At 73.2% G+C, this 20710-nt stretch carries 22 protein-coding genes and 1 pseudogene; 10 read left to right on the top strand and 13 right to left on the bottom strand.

Annotation, left to right across the window (positions count from 1 at the left end):
- Positions 1 to 132 precede the first annotated feature (132 nt).
- The 3 genes from D0Z67_RS30560 (at position 133) to D0Z67_RS12895 (ending at position 1887) form a co-directional block, all read left to right on the top strand.
- Positions 133 to 387 carry a hypothetical protein gene (locus D0Z67_RS30560; RefSeq protein WP_158713918.1) on the top strand — a complete coding sequence of 85 codons (255 nt, stop codon included), beginning with the start codon at positions 133 to 135 and terminating at the stop codon, positions 385 to 387.
- Between the two features lie 56 nt (positions 388 to 443).
- Positions 444 to 614, top strand: coding sequence for a hypothetical protein (locus D0Z67_RS29665; RefSeq protein ID WP_165507335.1), 171 nt, complete (start codon positions 444 to 446; stop codon positions 612 to 614).
- 145 nt (positions 615 to 759) lie between these two features.
- Entirely contained in the window at positions 760 to 1887 is a 1128-nt protein-coding gene (locus D0Z67_RS12895) for an NADH:flavin oxidoreductase (protein ID WP_031184045.1), read from the top strand.
- A gap of 53 nt (positions 1888 to 1940) precedes the next feature.
- Here the strand turns inward: D0Z67_RS12895 and D0Z67_RS12890 are convergent, their stop codons facing one another.
- Both D0Z67_RS12890 and D0Z67_RS12885 read right to left on the bottom strand, forming a co-directional pair.
- Complete coding sequence (locus D0Z67_RS12890; RefSeq protein WP_031184046.1) at positions 1941 to 2378, bottom strand: VOC family protein; 438 nt, start codon at positions 2376 to 2378, stop codon at positions 1941 to 1943.
- A gap of 14 nt (positions 2379 to 2392) precedes the next feature.
- Positions 2393 to 2962 (bottom strand): hypothetical protein, encoded by a 570-nt coding sequence (locus tag D0Z67_RS12885; protein WP_031184047.1) that lies wholly within the window; start codon positions 2960 to 2962, stop codon positions 2393 to 2395.
- Positions 2963 to 3051: 89 nt separating this feature from the next.
- Between D0Z67_RS12885 and D0Z67_RS12880 the strand changes: the two genes are divergently transcribed.
- Positions 3052 to 3438: a VOC family protein gene (locus D0Z67_RS12880; RefSeq protein ID WP_031184048.1), complete on the top strand. Its 387-nt coding sequence runs from the start codon at positions 3052 to 3054 to the stop codon at positions 3436 to 3438.
- Here D0Z67_RS12880 and D0Z67_RS12875 read toward each other — a convergent pair.
- The 4 genes from D0Z67_RS12875 to D0Z67_RS12860 all read right to left on the bottom strand — a co-directional run bounded on the left by D0Z67_RS12875 (position 3435) and on the right by D0Z67_RS12860 (position 7213).
- Entirely contained in the window at positions 3435 to 3656 is a 222-nt protein-coding gene (locus tag D0Z67_RS12875; RefSeq protein WP_031184049.1) for a hypothetical protein, read from the bottom strand. The two genes, D0Z67_RS12880 and D0Z67_RS12875, sit on opposite strands and share 4 nt — an antisense overlap.
- A 213-nt stretch (positions 3657 to 3869) precedes the next feature.
- Entirely contained in the window at positions 3870 to 5276 is a 1407-nt protein-coding gene (locus D0Z67_RS12870) for a PTS transporter subunit EIIC (RefSeq protein ID WP_031184050.1), read from the bottom strand.
- A gap of 62 nt (positions 5277 to 5338) precedes the next feature.
- Positions 5339 to 6265: an N-acetylmuramic acid 6-phosphate etherase gene (gene murQ, locus D0Z67_RS12865; protein ID WP_031184051.1), complete on the bottom strand. Its 927-nt coding sequence runs from the start codon at positions 6263 to 6265 to the stop codon at positions 5339 to 5341.
- Between the two features lie 42 nt (positions 6266 to 6307).
- Positions 6308 to 7213, bottom strand: coding sequence for a MurR/RpiR family transcriptional regulator (locus D0Z67_RS12860; protein ID WP_031184052.1), 906 nt, complete (start codon positions 7211 to 7213; stop codon positions 6308 to 6310).
- 56 nt (positions 7214 to 7269) lie between these two features.
- Between D0Z67_RS12860 and D0Z67_RS12855 the strand changes: the two genes are divergently transcribed.
- Both D0Z67_RS12855 and D0Z67_RS12850 read left to right on the top strand, forming a co-directional pair.
- Positions 7270 to 7665: a hypothetical protein gene (locus D0Z67_RS12855; RefSeq protein WP_031184053.1), complete on the top strand. Its 396-nt coding sequence runs from the start codon at positions 7270 to 7272 to the stop codon at positions 7663 to 7665.
- A 13-nt stretch (positions 7666 to 7678) separates the two neighbouring features.
- Positions 7679 to 7939 carry a DUF4031 domain-containing protein gene (locus D0Z67_RS12850; protein ID WP_031184054.1) on the top strand — a complete coding sequence of 87 codons (261 nt, stop codon included), beginning with the start codon at positions 7679 to 7681 and terminating at the stop codon, positions 7937 to 7939.
- Positions 7940 to 7965: 26 nt separating this feature from the next.
- On the opposite strand, the gene D0Z67_RS12845 is transcribed toward D0Z67_RS12850, so the two are convergent.
- From D0Z67_RS12845 to D0Z67_RS12835, 3 genes are all read right to left on the bottom strand, one after another.
- A complete protein-coding gene (locus tag D0Z67_RS12845) occupies positions 7966 to 8247 on the bottom strand; it encodes a hypothetical protein (protein WP_031184055.1) in 282 nt (93 codons plus the stop codon).
- A 51-nt stretch (positions 8248 to 8298) separates the two neighbouring features.
- Positions 8299 to 9402 (bottom strand): GNAT family N-acetyltransferase, encoded by a 1104-nt coding sequence (locus D0Z67_RS12840; RefSeq protein WP_244942366.1) that lies wholly within the window; start codon positions 9400 to 9402, stop codon positions 8299 to 8301.
- A 190-nt stretch (positions 9403 to 9592) separates the two neighbouring features.
- The gene (locus tag D0Z67_RS12835) at positions 9593 to 10246 is read right to left on the bottom strand and encodes an HD domain-containing protein (RefSeq protein ID WP_031184057.1); all 654 of its coding nucleotides are present in this window, start codon (positions 10244 to 10246) and stop codon (positions 9593 to 9595) included.
- 82 nt (positions 10247 to 10328) lie between these two features.
- On the opposite strand from D0Z67_RS12835, the gene D0Z67_RS12830 reads away from it, so the two are divergent.
- Together D0Z67_RS12830 and D0Z67_RS12825 are read left to right on the top strand one after the other, a co-directional pair.
- Positions 10329 to 11021 carry a copper homeostasis protein CutC gene (locus D0Z67_RS12830; protein WP_031184058.1) on the top strand — a complete coding sequence of 231 codons (693 nt, stop codon included), beginning with the start codon at positions 10329 to 10331 and terminating at the stop codon, positions 11019 to 11021.
- Positions 11022 to 11098: 77 nt separating this feature from the next.
- Positions 11099 to 11746, top strand: a complete 648-nt coding sequence (locus D0Z67_RS12825; RefSeq protein ID WP_031184059.1) for a DUF5701 family protein — start codon at positions 11099 to 11101, stop codon at positions 11744 to 11746.
- Here the strand turns inward: D0Z67_RS12825 and D0Z67_RS12820 are convergent.
- Complete coding sequence (locus D0Z67_RS12820; protein WP_234312936.1) at positions 11729 to 12268, bottom strand: LppU/SCO3897 family protein; 540 nt, start codon at positions 12266 to 12268, stop codon at positions 11729 to 11731. The genes D0Z67_RS12825 and D0Z67_RS12820 overlap by 18 nt on opposite strands.
- Before the next feature lie 188 nt (positions 12269 to 12456).
- Complete coding sequence (locus tag D0Z67_RS12815; RefSeq protein WP_420824446.1) at positions 12457 to 14424, bottom strand: HelD family protein; 1968 nt, start codon at positions 14422 to 14424, stop codon at positions 12457 to 12459.
- 345 nt (positions 14425 to 14769) lie between these two features.
- Here D0Z67_RS12815 and D0Z67_RS12810 point away from each other — a divergent pair, with 345 nt between their 5' ends.
- Both D0Z67_RS12810 and D0Z67_RS12805 read left to right on the top strand, forming a co-directional pair.
- Positions 14770 to 16035 (top strand): hypothetical protein, encoded by a 1266-nt coding sequence (locus D0Z67_RS12810; RefSeq protein ID WP_158713919.1) that lies wholly within the window; start codon positions 14770 to 14772, stop codon positions 16033 to 16035.
- Between the two features lie 130 nt (positions 16036 to 16165).
- The gene (locus tag D0Z67_RS12805; RefSeq protein WP_031184063.1) at positions 16166 to 16372 is read left to right on the top strand and encodes a hypothetical protein; all 207 of its coding nucleotides are present in this window, start codon (positions 16166 to 16168) and stop codon (positions 16370 to 16372) included.
- Between the two features lie 7 nt (positions 16373 to 16379).
- On the opposite strand, the gene D0Z67_RS12800 is transcribed toward D0Z67_RS12805, so the two are convergent.
- Complete coding sequence (locus tag D0Z67_RS12800; protein WP_031184064.1) at positions 16380 to 18035, bottom strand: DNA repair helicase XPB; 1656 nt, start codon at positions 18033 to 18035, stop codon at positions 16380 to 16382.
- Between the two features lie 81 nt (positions 18036 to 18116).
- Positions 18117 to 20575, bottom strand: a pseudogene (locus tag D0Z67_RS12795) (helicase-associated domain-containing protein).
- Between the last annotated feature and the right edge of the window lie 135 nt (positions 20576 to 20710).

Here is a 20710-nt window from a genome sequence, read left to right as displayed (position 1 = left end):
TCCCAGCGGGCCGGGGCGTACCGGGCGAGCCAGGTGGTGAGTTCGGTGCGCAGAGCGTCCTCGTCGTGGCCCCACCAGGCGCGCGATCACGGGACCGGCCCCGAACCCCGTACCGCTGAGGCGTCGCCCGTCATGCCCGTGCCCGCCGACCCCACCGTTCTCAGTCCCATCCGCTCCCGCGCATGGCGCGGCTCCGCTCCGATCATCGCTCGCGGTGACGGCGCCGGGCCGAGGTCCTTCGGTCCGGGCATCGTGCTGCCCTCGCTTCGCGTCGACCCCGTGACCGACGTGTACGGCGGGCGCAACACCCTTGTGAACCTGGGGAGTTGCAACCTCGACGTCGCCGCTCGTCTCGCCGCCGCGCTCTCGGGGCGGGCGGGTGGATGACGAGGGCGCCCAGGTCTTCGGCCCGTACGCGCCGGACGTTCGTGACGGTCGGCTCGGTGAGGTCATGGGGCGGGTCGGAGGGCCGGGTCCCGTTGCGGCCGCTCGGTGGCGGCCGGGAGCGGGACGTGCCGCCGGAGTGCCTGGGCGAGGCCGCCCCCGCCGATGTGCTCCGTGAGCGCGTCCGGCCGCTGAACCGGGATGCCCGTGGGCGGGTCGAGCTGGGGTGATGAGCAGGCGTGGCCGGGGTCACACTCGCCCGGCCCGGCGGGGCGGAATGAAGAGGCGACTGGACCAGTTGTTTCACTACGTGCACCATTGCGTGCACACATACCAGCCGGTCTACCCGACACCGTTCTCCGAGGAGCCCCCCACGTGACCGTCACGACGTCCGCCGCCAGCCGCGCGGCCCAGCTCCTGTCCCGCCCGATCCAGCTGAACGGCCTCACCGTGCCGAACCGGATCGCGATGGCGCCGATGACCCGGATGTTCTCCCCGGGCGGCATCCCCGGTGAGGACGTGGTGTCGTACTACTCCCGCCGTGCCGCGAACGGCGTCGGCCTGATCGTCACCGAGGGTACGTACGTCGGGCACGACTCGGCCGGCCAGAGCGACAGCGTGCCGCGCTTCCACGGTGAGGAGCAGCTCGCGGGGTGGGCGAAGGTCGCGAGCGAGGTGCACGCGGCGGGCGGCGCGATCGTCCCGCAGCTCTGGCACATCGGCATGGTCCGCCGCCAGGGCGAGCCGCCGTTCGAGGACGCTCCCGCCATGGGCCCGTCCGGTGTGCACAAGGCGGGTGCCGAGCCCAAGGGCAAGGCCATGACGCAGTCCGACATCGACGACGTGATCGGCGCCTTCGCGCAGGCCGCCGCCGACGCCGAGCGCATCGGGTTCGACGGGGTCGAGATCCACGGCGCCCACGGCTACCTGCTGGACCAGTTCCTGTGGGAGGGCATGAACCGCCGTACCGACGGCTACGGCGGCGACCCGGTCGCCCGCGCGCAGTTCGCCGCGGAGATCGTCGCGGCCGTGCGGGAGCGCGTGTCCGCCGAGTTCCCGGTCATCTTCCGCTACTCGCAGTGGAAGCAGCAGGACTACACCGCGCGTCTCGCCGAGACCCCGGAGGAGCTGGAGGCGATCCTCGCCCCGATCTCCGCCGCCGGCGCCGACGTCTTCCACGCCTCCACCCGCCGCTACTGGGAGCCGGAGTTCGAGGGCTCCGACCTCAACCTGGCCGGCTGGACCAAGAAGATCACCGGCAAGCCGGTCATCACCGTCGGCTCGGTCGGCCTGGACGGCGACTTCACGGGCGCGTTCCAGGGCGAGGGCTCCCCGGTCAAGAACATCGACGACCTCCTCGACGGCTTCGAGCGCGAGGAGTACGACATGGTCGCCATCGGCCGCGCGCTGCTCCAGGACCCGGAGTGGGCCGCGAAGGTGCTGTCCGGCCGGTACGACGAGCTGAAGGCGTACGACGCCGCTTCGCTGGGCTCGCTCAGCTGAGGCACTGTTCCTGAGGCGCCGGGTGGGTCAACTTCCGCCCGGCGCCTTTGCGTTCACTTCTCCGGGTCCACCGCGGCCAGCCGTACCGTGCCGTCCTCCGCCACCGACCAGCCGGGGTTGTGGCAGATCTCCCAGCGGTGGCCGTCGGGGTCGGTGAAGTAGGCGTGATAGCCGCCGAAGGCCGCCCGCTGGGGCTCCTTGAGGACGTTCGCCCCGGCCTCGCGGGCGCGGGCCACGGCCGCGTCGACCTCGGCGGGTGAGCCGAGGTTCCGCGCGAGGGTGAAGGGGGTGCCGGGGGTGGCCGGGGCGCCGGTGTCGGCGGCCAGGTCGGCCAGCGGGAAGAGCGCCAGCGCCACGCCCTTGCCGACCTGGTAGAAGACCACCTCGTCCAGGTCCAGCAGCGGGGTCCAGCCGAGGCCCTCGCTGTAGAAACGGCGGCTCGTCGCCAGGTCCTCGACGCCCAGGGTGACCATGCTGAGCTGCTGCTCCATGCCGCTGCCTCCGCTTACAGGTTGCCCATCGGTTCGATGTCCACCTGAGCAGGGGTGCCCCAGACGCGCAGCACCTCGTAGTCGGTGAACTCGTGGACCAGACGGTAGGCCATCGCCGGGCGCGAACCCCGGCGGGCGGCGGCGAGATACGCCTCCGCCTCGCGGCGGTCCCTGCGCGGGGTGCCGCACAGCTGCCACTCGCGGCCGTTCCACGCCTCGGGGAGCCAGCGCTGCTGGGGCTGCGGGCGGTCCGCGCGGACGCCGTACCGGGAGGGGGCGGTCGCGGGCGCCTCCGGGCCCCGGCCCTGCCCGCCGTACTCCGCCCTGCGGGCGGCCCTCCTACGGGTCTCGCACAGCAGGCACAGATCCGGCGCGCTCTCGTCCACCGGGCCCTGCGGATGCTCCGCGCAGCGGGTGGTGGGAACGCCGGCCGAGACACTCTCGTCCAGCAGGTCCAGCGCCCGCCGCAGATCGGCCTTGACCTCGTGCAGCCGGGAGTCCGGGGTATCGGCGGCCAACGCCTCCCCGTGCTCCCCGACGAGCCGGAGAGCACGGCCGAGCGCGGTGAGCTGGGCATGATTCATGCCTCCAGCTTCTCACCCGCGCGCCGGGACTCCGGATGCGCGAGGATCGGGCCGCAGTACGTTTCCGCGACCCCTTCTGGAGGGCACCCGTGAGGATCAACCTGGCCAGCGTCTTCGTCGACGACCAGGAGAAGGCGCTGCGCTTCTACACCGAGGTGCTCGGCTTCGTGAAGAAGGCCGACGTGCCGCTCGGCGAGTACCGCTGGCTGACCGTGGTCTCGCCCGAGCAGCCCGACGGCACCGAGCTGCTGCTGGAGCCGGACGCCCACCCCGCGGCCAAGCCGTACACCGCCGCCCTGCACGGCGACGGCATCCCGGCCACCTCCTTCGCCGTGGACGACGTCCGCGCCGAGTACGACCGGCTGCGCGGGCTCGGGGTGCGCTTCACCCAGGAGCCGGTGTCGGCGGGGCCGGTCACCATCGCGGTGCTGGACGACACCTGCGGCAACCTGATCCAGCTCGCGCAGTACGCCTAACCGTGGTGCAGCAGGCTGCCCTTGCCGCAGGCGGGGGGCTGTTCGGCCATCGGGAGGGGGGAGACCGCCTTGACCACCGGGGCCACGGTGAGGTCGGCCGCGCAGGCGGTGGTGTCCTCGGCCGTCCAGTGGTCGTCGGCGGAGGCGGCGTGGGCGGGGGTGGCCAGGGCGGCGGAGGACGCGGCGATGGCGAGGGTGGCGAGCAGGAGCTTCTTCATGTCAGGGGCAACGAGGGGGAGGGGCTGGCGTCACGCGGGGCCGGGGTGTGTTCGGCCGGTGGCCTGCGGTGTCGTACCCGCTGGGAAGGCTGACGGCGGGGGTTGCCGCTTACGCCCGTCGGAGAGACGTGGCGTCAGGCCGAGCCGGTCGGGGCGGAAGCCGATGGCGACGGCCGTGGCGAAGCTCGGCGCGGGCCGTCGGGGCAGTGGGTGTCAGGTCGAGCCGGCTGGTGTCCGGTCGGGGACCGGTGGGGTCGTGCCGCTCGTCGTGCCCCGACGGAAGCCGAAGGCGAGGGTTGCCGCGAAGCCCGTCGCGTAGGCCGTCAGGAGGCCGCCCGCGTAGATGGCGATGGCCGGGGCGGGGCCCTGGTTGCCGGTGAGGAGGGGGAAGAGGGCCCAGCCGGAGGGGCCGATGGCGGTGGCGCCGACCTTCTCGCCGAGCAGGGCGAAGAAGCCGACGAACCCGCCGCCCGCCGCCCCGCCCACGCAGGCGGTGACGAAGGGGCGGCCGAGGGGGAGCGAGACGCCGTAGATCAGGGGTTCCCCCACGCCCAGCAGGCCCGCCGGGAGCGCTGAGCGGATCGTGGTGCGCAGGGCGGTGTCGTGGCGCATGCGTACGTACACCGCGAGCGCGCCGCCGACCTGGCCCGCGCCCGCCATGGCCAGCAGGGGGAGGAGGACCGTGTAGCCCTGCTGCTCGATCAGGGTGGTGTGGATGGGGATCAGGGCCTGGTGCAGGCCGAGCATCACGAGGGGGAGGAACAGGCCGCCGAGGACCAGGCCCGCGAACGGCCCGGTGGTGGTGAGCAGCCAGTTCGCGCCGGTGCCGATCGCGGTGGCCACGGCCCCGGCCGCGTACATCAGGCCGTACAGCGTGGCGAGGCCCGCGACCAGGACGGTGACGGTGGGGGTGAACAGGACGTCCAGCGCGCCGGGCAGGCGTCCCCGGCACCACTTCTCGATCCGGGTCGCGAGCAGGGCGGCGGCGAGCGCGCCGAGGACTCCGCCCTGGCCGGGGGAGAGGTGCACGCCGAACGCGGTCACCTTCGCCACGCCCGGATGGACGATCACGGCGGCCACCGCGCCGCCCAGGATCGGGGTGCCGCCGAACTCCTTCGCGGTCTGGTAGCCGACGAACACCGCGATCAGCGCCATGAACCCGGAGGCGATGGCGGCCAGCGCGGGGGTGAGTCCGGGCAGCCAACCGGCGTTCGTGAGAAGGCCGTTGACGCCCGCGAGGATGCCGCAGCCGATGAGGGCCGGGATGAGGGGGACGAAGATGTCGGCGATGCGGCGGAGGGCGGCGGGGGCGGCCCTCTTCGTACGAGGCTCGGGAGCCGGGGCCTCCGTACTCCTCTCCGCGCCGACCGCGAGCCGCCGCTCCACCTCCGCCGTCACCGTGTCCACCACCCCCGGCCCCAGCACCACCTGGAGCGACGGCGTCCCCGCCCCGATCACCCCGAGCACCCCCGGCAGCGCGCGCAGCGCCCCCTCGTCCACGGCGGCCGGGTCGGCGAGCGTGAGGCGGAGCCGGGTGAGGCAGTGGGTGACCTGACGGATGTTGGCGGGACCGCCCGTCAGGGCGAGGACGGCGGAGGCGGTGGCGGTGTCGTTGCGCACGCTCCGAGCCTGCGCCACCCCCGCCGGTCCGGCGCGCGGGACTCCTCCGGAAGGCGGTACGCCTACGCGCCCGCCCTCGCCAGCGCCGTCCGCAGCCGTCCGTCGGACTCCTCCAGCAGGCGCGTCGCCGTACCCCCGTCCACCCCCGCCAGGATGATCAGGATCGCGGTCTTCACCTCGCCGTCCGCCTCCGTCAGGGCGCGCTCGATGTCCGCGTCCGGTGCGCCCGTAGCCTGCGCCACGATCCGCCGGGAGCGGGCGCGGAGCTTGGCGTTGGAGGCGCGGACGTCGACCATCAGGTTCCCATACGTCTTGCCGAGGCGGATCATCGTGATCGTCGACAGCATGTTGAGGACCAGCTTCTGCGCCGTGCCCGCCTTCAGCCGGGTCGAGCCGGCCAGCAGCTCGGGGCCGACGACCACCTCGATGCCGTGCTCGGCGGCGGCCGCCAGCGCGCTGTGCGCGTTGCAGGACAGGCCCACCGTCAGGGCGCCGGCCGCGCGGGCGTGCTCGACCGCGCCGATCGCGTACGGGGTACGGCCGGACGCGGAGACGCCGACCACCGAGTCGTCCGGGGTCAGCTTCAGCGCGTCCAGGTCGGCGCGGGCCAGCTCGGGGGAGTCCTCCGCGCCCTCCACGGAGGTCACCAGCGCGCCGGGGCCGCCCGCGATGAGGCCGACGACCTGGCCGGGGGCGGTGTTGAAGGTGGGCGGGCACTCGGAGGCGTCCAGCACGCCGAGCCGTCCGGCCGTACCGGCACCGGCGTAGACGAGGCGGCCGCCGCGCGCCATGCGGTCGGCGACGGCGTCGACGGCGGCGGCGATCTCCGGGAGCCGGGCGGCGACGGCCGCGGGGACACCGGTGTCCCCGCCGTTCATCAGCCGGGCGATGTCCAGGGTGGGGAGTCGGTCGATCCCGGCCAGCTCCGGCCGGTACGCCTCGGTGGTCAGGGTGGCCAGCTCGCTCTGGAGGCGAAGGGAGTCGGTCATCTGGTGCGGCTCTTTCCGGTGGGGTTCCGAATGAGAGGGAAGCTAACGCGTCGCGCTCCGGTGCCGGTGGGCCAGAGCCTCGTAGGACGCGGCCAGGGCGGGGGCCGCGCTCTCGTACGTCCGCTGGGCCACGCCCACGAACAGGCAGTCCACAACCAGGAGTTGACCCGTACGGGAGGACATCGCGGCGGGCCGCAGCTCGCTCTCCCGGGAGGTGGCGGTGGTCAGCACGTGGTCGGCGTACTGGGTGACGGGCGAGTCGGGGCGGCCGGTGATGGCGATGGTGGCCGCGCCGCGCTCGAAGGCGGTGCGCAGCGGCTCTATGACGTCGCCGGTCGAGCCCGAGTGGGTGATGGCGATCGCCACGTCACCCGCGCGGAGCTGCACCGCGTTGGTCACCGCGAGGTGCGGGTCGCCCGGCGCGTGCGCGACCAGGCCGATACGCAGCAGCTTCTGGGTGAGGTCCTGGGCTACCAGGCCGGACGCCCCTATCCCGTACACGTCCGTACGGCGGGCGGCGGCCAGCGCGGTGACGGCCGCGCCGAGCTGGGCGGTGTCCAGTCCGGCGGCGGTGTCGGCGAGGGTCTGCTGCTCCTCGTAGGCCAGCTTGGCGACCACGTCGGTCAGGGGGTCGTCCACCGCGATGTCCGTGGTGATCGCGGGCGCGCTGCCGGACTCCTGGCGGGCGGCGAGGCCGGCGAGGGCGAGCCGCAGGTCGCGGTAGCCGGGGTAACCGAGGATGCGGGCGGTACGGACGACGGTCGCCTCGCTGGTGCCGGTCAGTTCCGCGAGTCCGGTGACCGTGAGGGCGGCGCAGCCGGCGGGGTCGCCCGCGACCGCCTCGGCCACGCGCTGCATGGACCGGGTCATGGACGGCGTGAGGGTGCGCACCTTGGCGGCGAGCGAGCCGCCGGGGCTGCCGAAAGTTTCCTTCACGTCCTGGGTCACCCCTGAAAGATATTTCCGGTTCGGCAGGCGGGGCAAGAGTGCGCACAATGGGGGGCATGGACGACGCCACAGATCCCGTCAGCTCGCTCGAACAGGCGTTGCACGCGGCCCGTGCGCGGGTGCTCGCCGACCTCATGGCCGGTGACGTGGCCGAGGCGGACGTGGTCTCGCTGGTGGAGGAGTCGCTCGCGCAGCGCCGCTGGTGGGTGGAGCAGTGGCCGGAGGGGGCCGCCTTCGTCTCCGGCCTGGTCGCGCAGGACGTACAGGACGCGTTGCTGGAGCGGAAGGGCCGCTGGCCGCTGTGCCCGGTGTGCGCCACGGGCGACCCGCACGCGCTGGACGTGGAACCGGAGCTGGGCCCCGACCCGCACTGGGTCTGCCACGAGTCCGGGGTGGACGTCGCCCCCGTCGGCTCCCTCGCCAAGGCGCTGGACGGGAACAGCCCCAAGTGACGGCCGGCCCCGCGTGACCGTCTACATCGACCCGCCCACCTGGCCCGGCCACGGCCGCCTCTGGTCCCACCTGATCAGCGACGCCTCCTACGACGAGCTGCACCTGTTCGCCGCGGCCCTCGGCGTCCCCCCGCGCGCCTTCGAACGCGACCACTACGACATCCCGTCCCACCGCTACGCCGACGCGGTGGCGGCGGGCGCGGTGGAGGTCCGCAGCCGCGAGGTCGTACGCCTGCTGCACACGGCGGGGCTGCGCCGACGCAAGGGGACCTAGGTCCGGCGTAGTGCGGCGGTGCGCCGTCAGTCGGTGAGGAAGTCGGCGTCCGGTTGGGACGGGTCGTCGCCGTGCCGGTCCAGGATCATCAGGATGAGGACGAGACCGGCCACGACTCCCGCGACGATCGCGGCCACGATCGCGCCGCTGAGGGCGAGGACCGCACCGATGGAGAGCGGGCCCAGGAGCAGGAAGAAGAGCCAGCCCATGCGTGCCGAGCCCGAGTTGCGGCCGATGAAGAAGCAGAACACACCGGACACCACCAGCCACGGCGGGACGATGAGCGCGATGAGCGGGCCTATGGCCATGAGTGCTCCTCCGTGCGCAAGTGGGGCCTATACACCGGTGAGTTGACGCGGTCAGCCCCGGAACACGAACAGCCGCAGCCCGCTCTCCATGCCGTGTTCCCTGCGGGCCGTCTCCTCCTGTTCTGCGGGTGCTCGGTGGAAGCCCGCGCGGGCGAGGACGCGTTCGGAGGCGGGGTTTTCGGGTTCGACGGTGGCTACGATCTGGTGGACGTCGTCGCGGGCCGACGCCCAGGCCGTGAGGGTGCGGACCGCCTCCGTGGCGTAGCCCTGGCCGCGGGCCTCGGGGATGAGGTCGTAGCCGATTTCCACGCGGCCCTCGGGGTCGGGGGTGCCGTGGAAGCCGATGCCGCCGACGGCCAGGCCGTCCGCCGTGCGGACGAGGGTGAAGACGCCGAACTCGGGGCGGTGGAGGCCGGCTTCGTATGCCTTGACCAGGAAGCCGGCTGCCTCGCGGGTGCCTTCGTAGGGGGCGCCGCCGAGCCAGGTGAAGCCGCCGTCGCCGCCCAGGCGGAGATCGCGGGCGGCGGCCGGGCGCAGGCCGGTGAGGGTGAGGCGTTCGGAGGGGAGGACGAGGTTGTTGGTCCAGCGCCAGCCGTCCACCGCCGGCCGGCCCGCCAGCTCGCCCCGCCCGGTGGCCCACAGCAGGGTCGGCCAGGCTTCCGGACCCGGCTGGACGTGCGGGAAGATCGAGGTCAGCACGGCGTCGGCGAGGCTCTCGGCGGGCGCGTACTCCAGCCCGAGCCCCTGCGCCATGTCATGGGTGTGCAGCAGCACCTCCGCCACCCCCATCGCCGCGAACCCCTCGCCGTCGGCGCTGCGGAACGGGTACGGGTGGAAGCCCCGGTCACCGGGCGCGGCGGTGTTCACGGCGGCGGCGAGCAGCGCGCCGGTGGTCTCCAGGACGTGCAGCAGGCCGTCGTTGCCGGTGCCGTCCTCCAGTCGCATCTCGAAGGGCACGTACGCGTCCTTCGCGTGTCCGACGAGGTTGCCGGCGTAGGCGAGGAGGCACTCGGCGACGTGCAGAGCGGTGACGTGGCAGTCCCACTCAACGCCTCCGGCGCGGACCGCCGTCCAGTCCCGGTCCACCGCCGCCCGCAGCGTCGTCACGCAGCCGCGCACGGCCTCGGTCACCTGGTCCCCGCTCATCGCTCGCATGGACGGAACCCTAGGGGGTTTCTTGTCGATCACGCCGGGCTCGCGACGCCTGGCACCGCACCTCGCCGCGTTGTCGTCGGTCCCCGATGCTCCGCATCGACTCCCTCCTCCGCCTTGCGATGCACGGCACCAGACGCCGCTCCCTCATCCGGCCTGACCGACAAGACACCCCCTAGGGGCGGGCCCTGACTCAGGGCGACAGCATTTCCAGCTCTCCCGCGAGGTTCCAGCGGGCCGTCGCCTCCCAGTGCTCCGACCCGTACGGGGTGTGGAACAGCCGCGGCAGAGAGAGGAGTTGGCGCAGCACCGCCGAACGCCCCTCGCGGAAGGCGTCGCCCGGAACGAAGTGGTACTCCTCGCGGATCTCGGCCGTGTACGCGGCGTACGCGGCCGGCGCCGAGGCCAGGATCGCCAGGTCGGCGTCGCACAGCACCTGCCCGTTCCGGTCGTCCCCGGCCGGGTCGTGGCCGACGGTGAGCCGGACCAGCCGGGCCACCTCCGCGACCTTCGCCACCGGCACCCCCGCCTCGGTCAGCGCCCGCTCGGCCAGCCGCGCGGAACGCTCCTCGTTCTCCGACCGGTCCGGCAGGTACACCGCGTCGTGGAACCAGGCCGCCAGCCGTACGAGGTCGGGGTCGTCGGCGTACTCCGCCAGCGTGTCGACCCGGTCGAGGACCGCCGTGAGGTGGGCGAGCGTGTGATAGCGCCGCTGCGGCTCCGCCCAGCGGGCGATCAGGTTCGCGGCGTACGGCGCCGGGTCCGGGCCCCCGCCCGGCGCGCGGGCGGCTTCGAGGGCGCGGGCGAAGCGGGGCCCGAGGTCTGCTGCGGTGTGTGCGTCGGCCATGTGTCCATTGTTCCGGTGACCGGGGGCGGGGCGTACTCTGGAATTGGACTAGACCTGTAGCCGCCGTCGGAATTGGGGTGCCATGAGCAAGCGTGCGGTCCTGGAGGTGATCGCCCTCGGGGTCGAGGACGCGGTCGCCGCCCAGGCGGGAGGCGCGGACCGGCTGGAACTGGTCACCGACATGGCGGCGGACGGGCTCAGCCCCGACCCCGCCGTGGTGGCCGCGATCCGCGCCGCCGTCACGATCGACCTGCGCGTGATGCTGCGGCTGTCGGACGGGTTCGCGGCGGGCGACCTCGGCCGGCTGACCGGCACGGCCACCGAACTGCGGGCGGCGGGCGCCGACCAGTTCGTGCTCGGCTTCCTCGACCCGGACGGGGACGTGGACCTCGCGGCGGTCGGGCGGGTCGTCGACGCGCTGGACGGCTGCCCCTGGACCTTCCACCGGGCGATCGACCGCGCCGCCGACCGGGACGCGCTGCGCAAGCGGCTCAGCGGGCTCCCTGGTCTGGACACCTTCCTCACGGCGGGCGCGGCGACGGGCGTGGACGAGGGCCTGGACACGCTGACGGCTGAGGCCGCGCACACCGGCACGCCGGGGTACGAGCCGCGCATCATGGTCGGCGGCGGCCTCCGGCTGGAGCACGTGTCCAAGCTGCGGTCGGCCGGCATCGACGCCTTCCACATCGGCGGCGCGGCCCGCCCGCAGGGATGGTCGGGGCCGGTGTGCGCCGACGCGGTCGGGGTGTGGCGGGGGATGCTCGACGGGGAGTAGCCGGTCCTGCCGGGAATGTTCCGGGGAGGCGGTTCGTTGGGCCTGCGCCCGTGCGCACCGCTGTCGTTGGGAGCATCGTGTCCGAGACCACGCAGACCCTCACCCCGCTGAGTACGCAGGCCGAGCGGCTGATCGGGCTGGGGGTGCACGAGATCGCGGGGCTGTCGGCCGCCGAGGTGCGGGCGGCCGCGCAAGGGGACGGTGAGGGTCTCCTAGCCGTCCGTCCCGACCTCGCCCCCGCCTCCGTGCTCGCGCCGCTGCTCCGGCGCCGGGACAAGGCCGGGTTCGTCGTCACGGACATGACCGACGTCGACCTCTTCGCGCCGCTCGACACCATCGGCCTGCCGGACACCCCGCTGTACGTGGTCGGCGGGGTCGATCGGGGCGACGACATGGCCAACTGGAGCCCGGACGAGGCACTCCCGGCGCTCACCGCCGCGTCCCGTACGCCGTTGCTGCTGACCGAGGGCATCCACTGGGTGCTCCAGCGGCCGGACGTACTGGAGCGCAACCACTGCTTCATGACCATCGGCTCCCGGCTGCGCAAGCCCGACGGCACGCTGGACGCTCGCACCCCGGCCCTCTGGATCAGCAACGGCACCGGCCGCGACGGCCGCGAACGGCGCGAGGCCCCCAAGGTCGGCTGGTGCTGGGCGGGCAACCGGCACACGTGGCTGGGGTTCGCGTCGGGGGCGGGGCGGAGGGGGTCAGCGGATGGGGCGTAGGCAGCGGCCGATTCCGTCCGCGCTGTCGTAGGGGCTTGCGAGATAGTCGCCGTCCTCGCAGCCGTGGTCGCCGGGGAACATGACCCGGTACTGGGCCTCGTCGGAGTCGCAGGGCACCGTCTTCAGGTCCGGCTCGGTCCAGCTGCCGTCGTTGCGGGCGCAGGAGCCGGTCGTGAGGTTGGGCCTGGTGTCGCTGAGGCCGGGGAACAGTCCCAGCAGCAGGGCCGTCACCAGCGTGACCACCATCCCCAGCAACCCGAGCGGGATCAACACCGCCACCCCCTCCGGCCGTTGGAACACCGGCTTGCCGGGGTCCAGCGGGGGGCGCCAGCCGGGGGTGACCGGGGCCGGTATGCGCTTGATGCCGGACAGCGCGCCGAGGTTGGTCAGCAGGACGACCGGGGTGATCACCACCGACAGCAGTCCCCACCAGCCCGTGATCAGGGTCTCCGCCTGCATCTCCCGGAACACCGACAGCGCGCAGCTCCGGCAGAACACGCCCTGCCGCTTCAGGGACCGCATGATCACGATCATGCCCTGATGCCCCCGCACCGTCACCGGCGCCGCGGGCCCGGCCCCGCAGACTCCGCACCCCATGGGGGCCTGCGGGTACCCGTAAGGGACTCCGGGGTACGGCTGCGGGGGCGACGGGAAGCTCAACGGGGCACCTCTCGGCGAAACATGGCTGGCATCGCACCCTATCCAGCGGCTCAGCCGCCGAGTTGCTCGGGCAGTGGCCCGGTGTGCGCCACGATCAGGCCCGACACCGCTCGGGTCAGGGCCACGTACAGCCGTCGCAGGCCGGTGCGTTCGTCGGGTTCGCCGTCGACCACGGCGCGCGGCTCGTCCAGCACCACGTAGTCGTACTCCAGGCCCTTGGCGAGGGAGGCCGGGACCAGGGTCAGGCGGGTCTCCTCGGTGGTCTCCTCTCCGGGCGCGAGGAAGCCGATGCCGGTCGCCGCGAGGGCCTCGGCGAGCGCGGGCACGCGGGCGTCGGCGGCGATCAGACCGGTCGAGCCCTCGTTGCGCAGCAACTCCTCGCACGCGGTGACCACTTCGGCCACCCCGTCCACCGCGCGCACCTCGAAGAAACCGGGGTTCTCACGGACCGAGGCGACCGGGGTGAGGCCGGGAGCGATGTGGGGGAGCAGCCGGGAGGCGTACGTGATGACGTCCGTGGGGACGCGGAAACCTGCCGTCAGCTCCTCGATCACGCCCTCGCTCTTGCCGAGATGGGCCAGCGCCTCGTCCCAACTCCGGGTCGCCCAGGGGGTCGTACCCTGCGCGAGGTCGCCGAGGACGGTGGCGCTGCCGGTGGTGCAGCGACGGCCGACGGCGCGGTACTGCATGGGGGAGAGGTCCTGCGCCTCGTCCAGGACGACATGGCCGAGCGAGTGGGTGCGCTGGATCAGGTCGGCCGCCTCGTCGATCAACACCGCATCGGCGGAGGACCACTTGGCGGACTTCACGCTGCGCACCGGCTTGGCCCAGAGCACGGCCTTCTGCTCGTCCTCGTCCAGGATTCCGGCCGCGTGCTCGGCGAGGAACTCCCCGTCGGAGAGCAGTCGCAGCACCAGCTTGGCCGGATCGGCGGGCGGCCAGACGGCCTTCACAACCGCCTTGACCGCGCTGTTGCGCGCGACCGCGTCCTGCACCCGGTCGTCCGGCGCCTCCCCGGCCCGCTCCATCTGCACCAGCACCGCGTGCGCGATCCGCTGCGGCAACGCCTCGCGCGCGGCGCCGTACCGGATCTCCCGGCCCAGCAACTCGCGGACGATCTCCTCCAGTTCGTACGCCGGGACCCGCCAGCGGCGGGAGCCGCGCACCACCATGACCGGCTCGGTGGGCATCGTCACCTGCGCGTACAGCGCCCGGCGCAGCACCTCGGCCATCCGGGCGTCGCCCTTGAGCACGGCGGCCCGCGCCTCGTCGGTGCCGCGCACCTCGACATGGGCCACGAGGTCGTCCACGGTGGCCTGCTGCACGCTCAACTCGCCCAGCGCGGGCAGCACTTGCTCGATGTAGTGCAGGAAGGACCGGTTCGGCCCGATGACCAGGGTGCCGGTGCGGGCGAGCCGTTCCCGGTGCGCGTAGAGCAGATAGGCGACCCGGTGCAGACCGACCGCCGTCTTGCCCGTACCGGGACCTCCCTGCACACACACCGTGCCGCCGAGTCCGCTGCGGACGATCTCGTCCTGCTCGGGCTGGATGGTGGCGACGATGTCCCGCATCGGGCCGACGCGCGGGCGCTCGATCTCCTGCTGGAGCAGCTTGCTGGTGGCCGCCGTCTCCGAGGGGTCGGAGAGGTGCTCGTCCTCGTACGCGGTCAGCTCGCCGCCGGTGTACCCGAAGCGGCGGCGCAGCCCGACGTCCATCGGGTCCTTCTTGGACGCCCGGTAGAACGGCTGCGACACCGGCGCGCGCCAGTCGATGACCATGGGGTCGCCGTCCGCGTCGTGCACATGCCGGCGCCCGATGTAGAAACGCTCGCTCTCCGCCCCTTCGGCCTGCTCCGCCCCCGGCGCGTGCAGATAGTCGAGCCGGCCGAAGAACAGCGGGGTGTCGCTGAGGTCGGCCAGCGCCTTGATCCGGTCGTTGATCTGGCGGGTCAGCACCACCGCGTTGACCCAGTTCGCGGCGACGTCCTTGATGTCCAGCGCCTCCACGTCCTCCCGCATGGCGCGCAGGGCGGCACGCGAGTCGGCCAGATGGGTGCGTTCACGGGTCAGGGGGGCGCGGGGGTCGTCGAGCGGTTCGGGCGCGGTCGCGGACAAGGGAGTGCCTCCGGTGGTACCTGCTGCGTGGTCACGAGGCCGGATACGGCCTGAACGATGCCGTCCGGTTACCGTCCGGACGGCGGCACTCCGAGGGGAGGCGGGCAAGAGCGGAGATTGTAGGCGGGGCGGGCGGGGGGAGGCCAATGAATATCCGGGCGCGCCCGAATCCCGCCCGGAGCCGGTCCGGAGTCGAACTGACGTGCTTGTGCGGCCGATCATGTAGGACATACGTTCACCGCCATGTCCATGACGCGCAGAAGCATCCTCCGCGGCATCGCCGCAGCCCCGTTCGCCGGCGCGGCCGGCGCCGTCCTCGCGCCCGCCACCGCGTACGCCGCCACCATCGACCCGGCGCAGTTCGCCCTCACCACCCGTACGGGCAACTCCTACGGGCAGTTCGCCGACCTGAACGCGGGCCTGGCGGCCAAGCTCACCACGGTGGACGCGACCGCCGTCCTCGCCGACACCAACCGCAAGGCCACCCGCCTCACCAGCGCGGGCACGGCCCAGGCGTTCGAGGCCGGCTTCACCTGGGACAGCGGCGACCAGGCCGTCGACTACTGGATCCCGCAGGGCGTCACCACCAGCGCCGACGCCTACGGCAACGGTGTCTACCCCGACGGCGGCAGCAACAAGGCCGTCCTGGTCTCCTGGTACTTCGAGACCGACCCGGACGGCGACGGCACCGACGACTACCCCCTGGACAAGGGCCTGCGGCTGACCTTCGTCAACCACAACTCCGCCTCCGCGCCCACCTACCGCCACGTGCTGCTGGTCGAGCCGGTGAAGACCGCCACCGGCGAGTTCTCCTTCAACCCCATACGCAAGCACGCCGGCGGCATCCTCTGGTACGGCAACCTGCTGTACGTCGTCGACACCTACAAGGGCCTGCGCGTCTTCGACCTGAACACCCTCTTCCAGGTCGACACCACCCAGGCCGACTCCTGCGGCCTGGTCGACGGCACCTACTACGGCTACGGCTACACCTACGTCCTCCCGCAGAGCGGCGCCTACGACAACACCGGCAAGTACCTGCGCTACTCGGCGATCGGCCTCGACCGCGCCAGCACCCCGGACAGCCTGGTGGTCAGCGAGTACTCCGAGGACGGCGCGGTCGACTACTCGGGCACCTCGTGGACCGGTACGGGCGCGCCCACCACCACGCCGAAGGTCGTGCGCTGGAACCTCGACTACACCACCCGCTCACTGTCCTCGGGCACGCCGAGCGAGGCGGTCACGGTCGCCCAGAAGAAGATCCAGGGCGTCGTCTCCCGCAACAGCAAGCACTACCTGTCGGTCAGCAACGGCCCCTCCGGCACGGGCGCCCTGCGCACCTTCACCTCGGGCGCCTCGACCGCGAGCACGGTGTGCAACCTGGCCGTGGGCTGCGAGGACCTCAGTTACCACACCAGCGGCGCCTCGGGCTGGGCGTTCACCAAGTCGGTGATCTGGAACCTCAGTGAGTACGCGGGGAAGCGGTACGTCTACGCCGTGCACGCGGACGGGTCCTGAGCGGCTACCCCTAGGGGGTTTAGGGGGCCGGGTGTGAGGGAGGGCTCCACCCGCGGGTGCAGAGGGAATGCTTTGAGAACCGACCCGTGGGTGTATTCCGGACTTATGCCGGAAGTCTCACCATGGAGACATGAGCGCAGCGATCCTTCACCCCGCCCCATCCCGTCCGTCCGGCGCCACCGCGGTGGCCGGAGAACACCGCCATCACGTTCTGGGCGAGGCCCTACGCGCGATCAAGGTCTACGCGCAGGCCGCCTTCGGCGTGGTCATACTCGGCGAGTACGGCGAGGAGGCGGGCGTCCACCGCAGATACGGGGACGCCCTCGGGGACCCGTAACCGGGTCCTAGTTCTCCTTCGTGCCCTCCGCCAGGATCTCGTCGGCGTCGACGATCCGGTAGGCGTAGCCCTGTTCGGCCAGGAAGCGCTGGCGGTGGGCCGCGAAGTCCTGGTCGATCGTGTCGCGGGCGACGACCGAGTAGAAGTGCGCCCGGTGGCCGTCCGCCTTGGGCCGCAGCACCCGGCCGAGCCGCTGGGCCTCCTCCTGCCGGGAGCCGAAGGTGCCGGACACCTGGATGGCGACCGTCGCCTCGGGCAGGTCGATGGAGAAGTTGGCGACCTTGGAGACGACCAGCACGCTGATCTCGCCCTCACGGAAGGCGTCGAACAGCTTCTCCCGCTGGGCGTTGGAGGTCTCACCCTTGATCACGGGCGCGTTCAGATGCTCGCCCAGCTCGTCCAGCTGGTCGATGTACTGCCCGATCACGAGGACCTGCTGTCCGGCGAACCGGCGCACGATCGCCTCCGTGACCTTCCGCTTGGTCGCGGTGGTGGCACAGAAGCGGTACTTGTCCTCGGTCTCGGCGGTGGCGTAGGCGAGCCGCTCGGAGTCGGTGAGGTTCACGCGGACCTCGACGCAGTCGGCGGGCGCGATGTAGCCCTGCGCCTCGATCTCCTTCCACGGCGCGTCGAACCGCTTGGGCCCGATCAGGGAGAACACGTCGGACTCGCGGCCGTCCTCGCGCACCAGGGTCGCGGTCAGACCGAGGCGGCGGCGGGCCTGGAGATCGGCGGTGAACTTGAAGACAGGAGCGGGCAGCAGATGGACCTCGTCGTAGACGATCAGACCCCAGTCACGGGAGTCGAAGAGTTCGAGGTGCGGGTAGACACCCTTCCGGCGGGTGGTCAGCACCTGATAGGTGGCGATGGTGACCGGCCGGATCTCCTTCTTGGTGCCGCTGTACTCGCCGATCTCGTCCTCGGTCAGCGAGGTCCGCTTCACCAGCTCGTGCTTCCACTGCCGCGCGGAGACCGTGTTGGTGACCAGGATCAGCGTGGTCGACCCGGCCTGCGCCATCGCCCCGGCGCCCACCAGCGTCTTGCCCGCGCCGCAGGGCAGCACCACGACACCGCTGCCGCCGTGCCAGAAGTTCTCCACGGCCTGCTTCTGGTACGGACGCAGCGCCCAGCCGTCCTCGCGCAGGTCGATCGGGTGCGCCTCGCCGTCCACGTATCCGGCGAGGTCCTCGGCCGGCCAGCCCAGCTTGAGCAGGGTCTGCTTGATCTGTCCCCGCTCGGAGGGGTGCACGGCCACGGTGTCCGGGTCGATCCGGTTGCCGACCAGCGGGGCGACCCGCTTGGAGCGCAGGATCTCCTCCAGCACCGGCCGGTCGGTGGTGGTGAGCACCAGCCCGTGCGCCGGGTGCTTGCTCAGGGTGAGCCGGCCGTACCGGTCCATGGTCTCGGCGATGTCGACCAGCAGGGCGTGCGGCACGGGATACCGGCTGTACTGCACCAGCGCGTCGACGACCTGCTCGGCGTCGTGCCCGGCGGCCCGCGCGTTCCACAGGCCGAGCGGGGTGAGGCGGTAGGTGTGGATGTGCTCCGGGGCCCGTTCCAGCTCCGCGAAGGGCGCGATGGCCCGACGGCACTCGTCGGCCCGCTCGTGGTCGACCTCCAGGAGCAGGGTCTTGTCGGACTGGACGATCAGCGGACCGTTCACGTGTGCCATCCTTCCGCGCGGCCAAACCTCCAGTGTGCCCGATGCGCGCCGCGTACGGGGGCCGGAGGGCGGCTCCCGGGGTCAGTCCTCCGCCAGCTCGGCCACCCCGGTGATCCGGTGCAGGGGGTAGGTGCGGACCTCGTCGGCGGTGTGGTCGTAGGCGGTGACGAAGCCGCCCTCGACGCGGATGGGGGCGACGACGCGCTGGCTGGCGGCGCCGTCGGCGTTGACGTAGCCGATCCAGACGGCCTCGCCGGTCATGACGGCCGCCTGCATGGTGGCGAGGGTGTCGGCGGGGCTGGTGCGGGGGAGTTCGCCGCCGACGGGCTGCGGGCCGGGCGCCTTCAGCGGGGCGGTGGCGGCCAGGTCACCGGCCCGGATGGCGCGGACGGCCGCCGTCAGCAGCACGCTGTCCGGGGCCGGCGGGCCCTCCGGTACGGGCTCGGGCGCGGTGCGCGGCGGGGTGCGGTGGGCGTCGGCGCGGGTGATCAGCACATCGCCCTGGGCGGACTCGGCGGCGGGCGCGTAGCCCAGCGAGCGCAGGCCCTCCAGCAGGGTCGCCGGGTCGCAGGGCGCGGCCAGCACGGTCGGGGCGAGGCGGCGCAGCCGCAGGGCGGCGGCCCGCTTGTCGGCGATGATCTCGTTCAGCACCGAGTCGTCGTCGCAGCGGACGTACGCCGAGGCGACGCCCACCCGCAGGTGCCCGTGCCGACGGGCCACGTCGTCGATGAGATACGTCAGCGGCTGCGGTACCGGGGTGCGGGAGTGCTGGGCGAGGAAGGCGTGCAGGTCGGCGGCGGTCTGCCCGGCGTCCAGCGCCCGGCGTACCGAGGCGGGGGTGAACCGGTAGACGGTCGCGCCGCCCTTGGACTCCACGTCCGCGAGCACCCCGAGCGTCTCGGCGAGGGGGCGCAGCAGCGGGCCGGGGGCCACCGCGGTGAGGTCGGCCTGGAGCAGGACGTGGTCGAGGGGTTCGGGGAGGAGGGGTGCGAGGAGTCCGACGGCGACGGCCGTGTGCTGTCCGGCGGGGGAGAGGGGGGCGCCGTCCGGCTCGGGGGCCGTGCCCAGCAGGGCCCGGCCGTGGCTGGAGAGGGCGCCCCGGCCGGTGACGCCGAGGAGTTCCGCCTCGCTCAGCGTCCAGCGGGCCAGCCGGATACGGAGGTCCTCGGTGCCGTCGCGCTGAGGAGTGCGCAGCGGGCGTTCCCAGGTAAGCCGGGTCAGTACCGCCTCCGGCGCGGGTGCTACCCCGGCGGGGAGCTCGGCCAGCAGGGTCAGCACCCGGTGCCGTACCTCGGGGGCGGCCGAGCGGTCCAGGCCGGGGCCGAGCGCGGACAGGGCGCGGTCCTTGATGTCCCGGCCGCCGATCAGCCCGGCGGTGCGGGTCGCGGCGAGCCAGGCGGTGGCGAGGCGGCCCCAGCGTTCGGCGACGGGGCGTTCCAGCCAGCTGTCGTAGGCGGGGGTGGGGGCGTAGCGCTCGTCGGCCGCGCCGTCGGAGGCCAGCAGGCCGGCGGCGTAGGCCAGCTCGATCCAGAACGCGGCGAGCGGCTCGGGCGCGTCGAGGGCGACGGCGGTCCGCTTCAGGTCCCGCACGCTGAGCCCGCCCGCCCGGAGCACGGCCGGACCCCCCTGGTCCCAGTGCTTCAGCAGCTCCTCGACGGTGGCGAGCGAGGTGTACGCCTGCCCGGCGGCCGTCGCGTCCACGATCCGGGGCGCGTGGGCCACGGACGGCTCCACGGCGGGCGGCACCGGCTCGGGCACCCGGTGCGCCCGGCCGCCGCGCAGATGCAGCGCGACCTCGCGGGGCAGCACGACCGTGCCGGGCGCGGTCGGCAGCAGCAGGCCCCGGTCGAGCAGCCAGCGCAGATGGGCGGCGGGGTCGGCGGTGACCTGGCCGTACGGCGGGCCCCACATCAGCCGGGCCAGCACCTCGCGGGCGGCCTCCGGGGCCCCGGCGAGCAGCGCGTCCATCCGCTTGCGGTCGGCGAACAGGGCGGTGAGCGCGTTGACGGCGGAGACCGGGTCGTGGGTGGAGGGCAGCCCCGCCGTGTTGACGATCTGCTGCACCCGCCCCGGAGACATGCCGGACGTCGCCTCCCGCACGGTCGGGCCGAGCCCGGTGGGGGAGGGGTGCTGGGGGAGGGCGCGAGGAGTTCGCGGGCGGTGCGGACCAGGTGCAGCCGGTCGTCGTCGCCCCAGATCAGGGCCTGCCGGCGCAGCGCGGCGACGGTGTCCGGCAGTGCCTCGGTGACGGCCGGGTCGCCGTCGTCACCGGCCAGCAGCTCGTGCAGCGTGTCGTAGGTCGCCGGGTCCGGGGCGACGGCGAGGGCCTGCGCGGTCTGGAGGGCGAAGCGGTCCAGGTGCTCCAGCGCGCGCAGCACCGAGGCACGGGTGCCCGCGCGGGTGGCGAGCTGGGTGAGATCGGTGGGGACGGGCGCGACGAGATCGGGTCGGTCGCGCAGCAGCGCGGCCAGCGAGGCGTCGTCCCGCGCGCGGAGTGCCTCCGCCAGGGACCGGGGGGCTGAAGATGCCTCGGGGCTCATCTGACCCACGTTAGCGGCTGGGGCAAGCGGCGGCCGAGGGTCCCGGGGGGCCGCTCCGTCCGCGTGGGCCGATTGGTGGCGGTCTGCGCTACCTTCCTTCACGGGGTTCAACCGCCGTCGCCCCGGAGGGGTTTC

The organism is Streptomyces seoulensis (assembly GCF_004328625.1).
GTDB lineage: Bacteria > Actinomycetota > Actinomycetes > Streptomycetales > Streptomycetaceae > Streptomyces > Streptomyces seoulensis.
The sequence above is the reverse complement of the archived record's forward strand: the minus strand, read 5'-3'. Positions and strand labels throughout refer to the sequence as shown.

What these genes read in the sequence shown, in the direction of transcription:
- D0Z67_RS30560 (WP_158713918.1), top strand. Translation starts at nt 133, where the DNA reads ATGCCCGTGCCCGCCGACCCCACCGTTCTCAGTCCCATCCGCTCCCGC.
- D0Z67_RS12890 (WP_031184046.1), bottom strand. Translation starts at nt 2,378, where the DNA reads ATGGAGCAGCAGCTCAGCATGGTCACCCTGGGCGTCGAGGACCTGGCG.
- D0Z67_RS12885 (WP_031184047.1), bottom strand. Translation starts at nt 2,962, where the DNA reads ATGAATCATGCCCAGCTCACCGCGCTCGGCCGTGCTCTCCGGCTCGTC.
- D0Z67_RS12875 (WP_031184049.1), bottom strand. Translation starts at nt 3,656, where the DNA reads ATGAAGAAGCTCCTGCTCGCCACCCTCGCCATCGCCGCGTCCTCCGCC.
- murQ (WP_031184051.1), bottom strand. Translation starts at nt 6,265, where the DNA reads ATGACCGACTCCCTTCGCCTCCAGAGCGAGCTGGCCACCCTGACCACC.
- D0Z67_RS12855 (WP_031184053.1), top strand. Translation starts at nt 7,270, where the DNA reads ATGGACGACGCCACAGATCCCGTCAGCTCGCTCGAACAGGCGTTGCAC.
- D0Z67_RS12845 (WP_031184055.1), bottom strand. Translation starts at nt 8,247, where the DNA reads ATGGCCATAGGCCCGCTCATCGCGCTCATCGTCCCGCCGTGGCTGGTG.
- D0Z67_RS12840 (WP_244942366.1), bottom strand. Translation starts at nt 9,402, where the DNA reads ATGCGAGCGATGAGCGGGGACCAGGTGACCGAGGCCGTGCGCGGCTGC.
- D0Z67_RS12835 (WP_031184057.1), bottom strand. Translation starts at nt 10,246, where the DNA reads ATGGCCGACGCACACACCGCAGCAGACCTCGGGCCCCGCTTCGCCCGC.
- D0Z67_RS12830 (WP_031184058.1), top strand. Translation starts at nt 10,329, where the DNA reads ATGAGCAAGCGTGCGGTCCTGGAGGTGATCGCCCTCGGGGTCGAGGAC.
- D0Z67_RS12820 (WP_234312936.1), bottom strand. Translation starts at nt 12,268, where the DNA reads ATGCGGTCCCTGAAGCGGCAGGGCGTGTTCTGCCGGAGCTGCGCGCTG.
- D0Z67_RS12815 (WP_420824446.1), bottom strand. Translation starts at nt 14,424, where the DNA reads ATGCGGGAGGACGTGGAGGCGCTGGACATCAAGGACGTCGCCGCGAAC.
- D0Z67_RS12810 (WP_158713919.1), top strand. Translation starts at nt 14,770, where the DNA reads ATGACGCGCAGAAGCATCCTCCGCGGCATCGCCGCAGCCCCGTTCGCC.
- D0Z67_RS12805 (WP_031184063.1), top strand. Translation starts at nt 16,166, where the DNA reads ATGAGCGCAGCGATCCTTCACCCCGCCCCATCCCGTCCGTCCGGCGCC.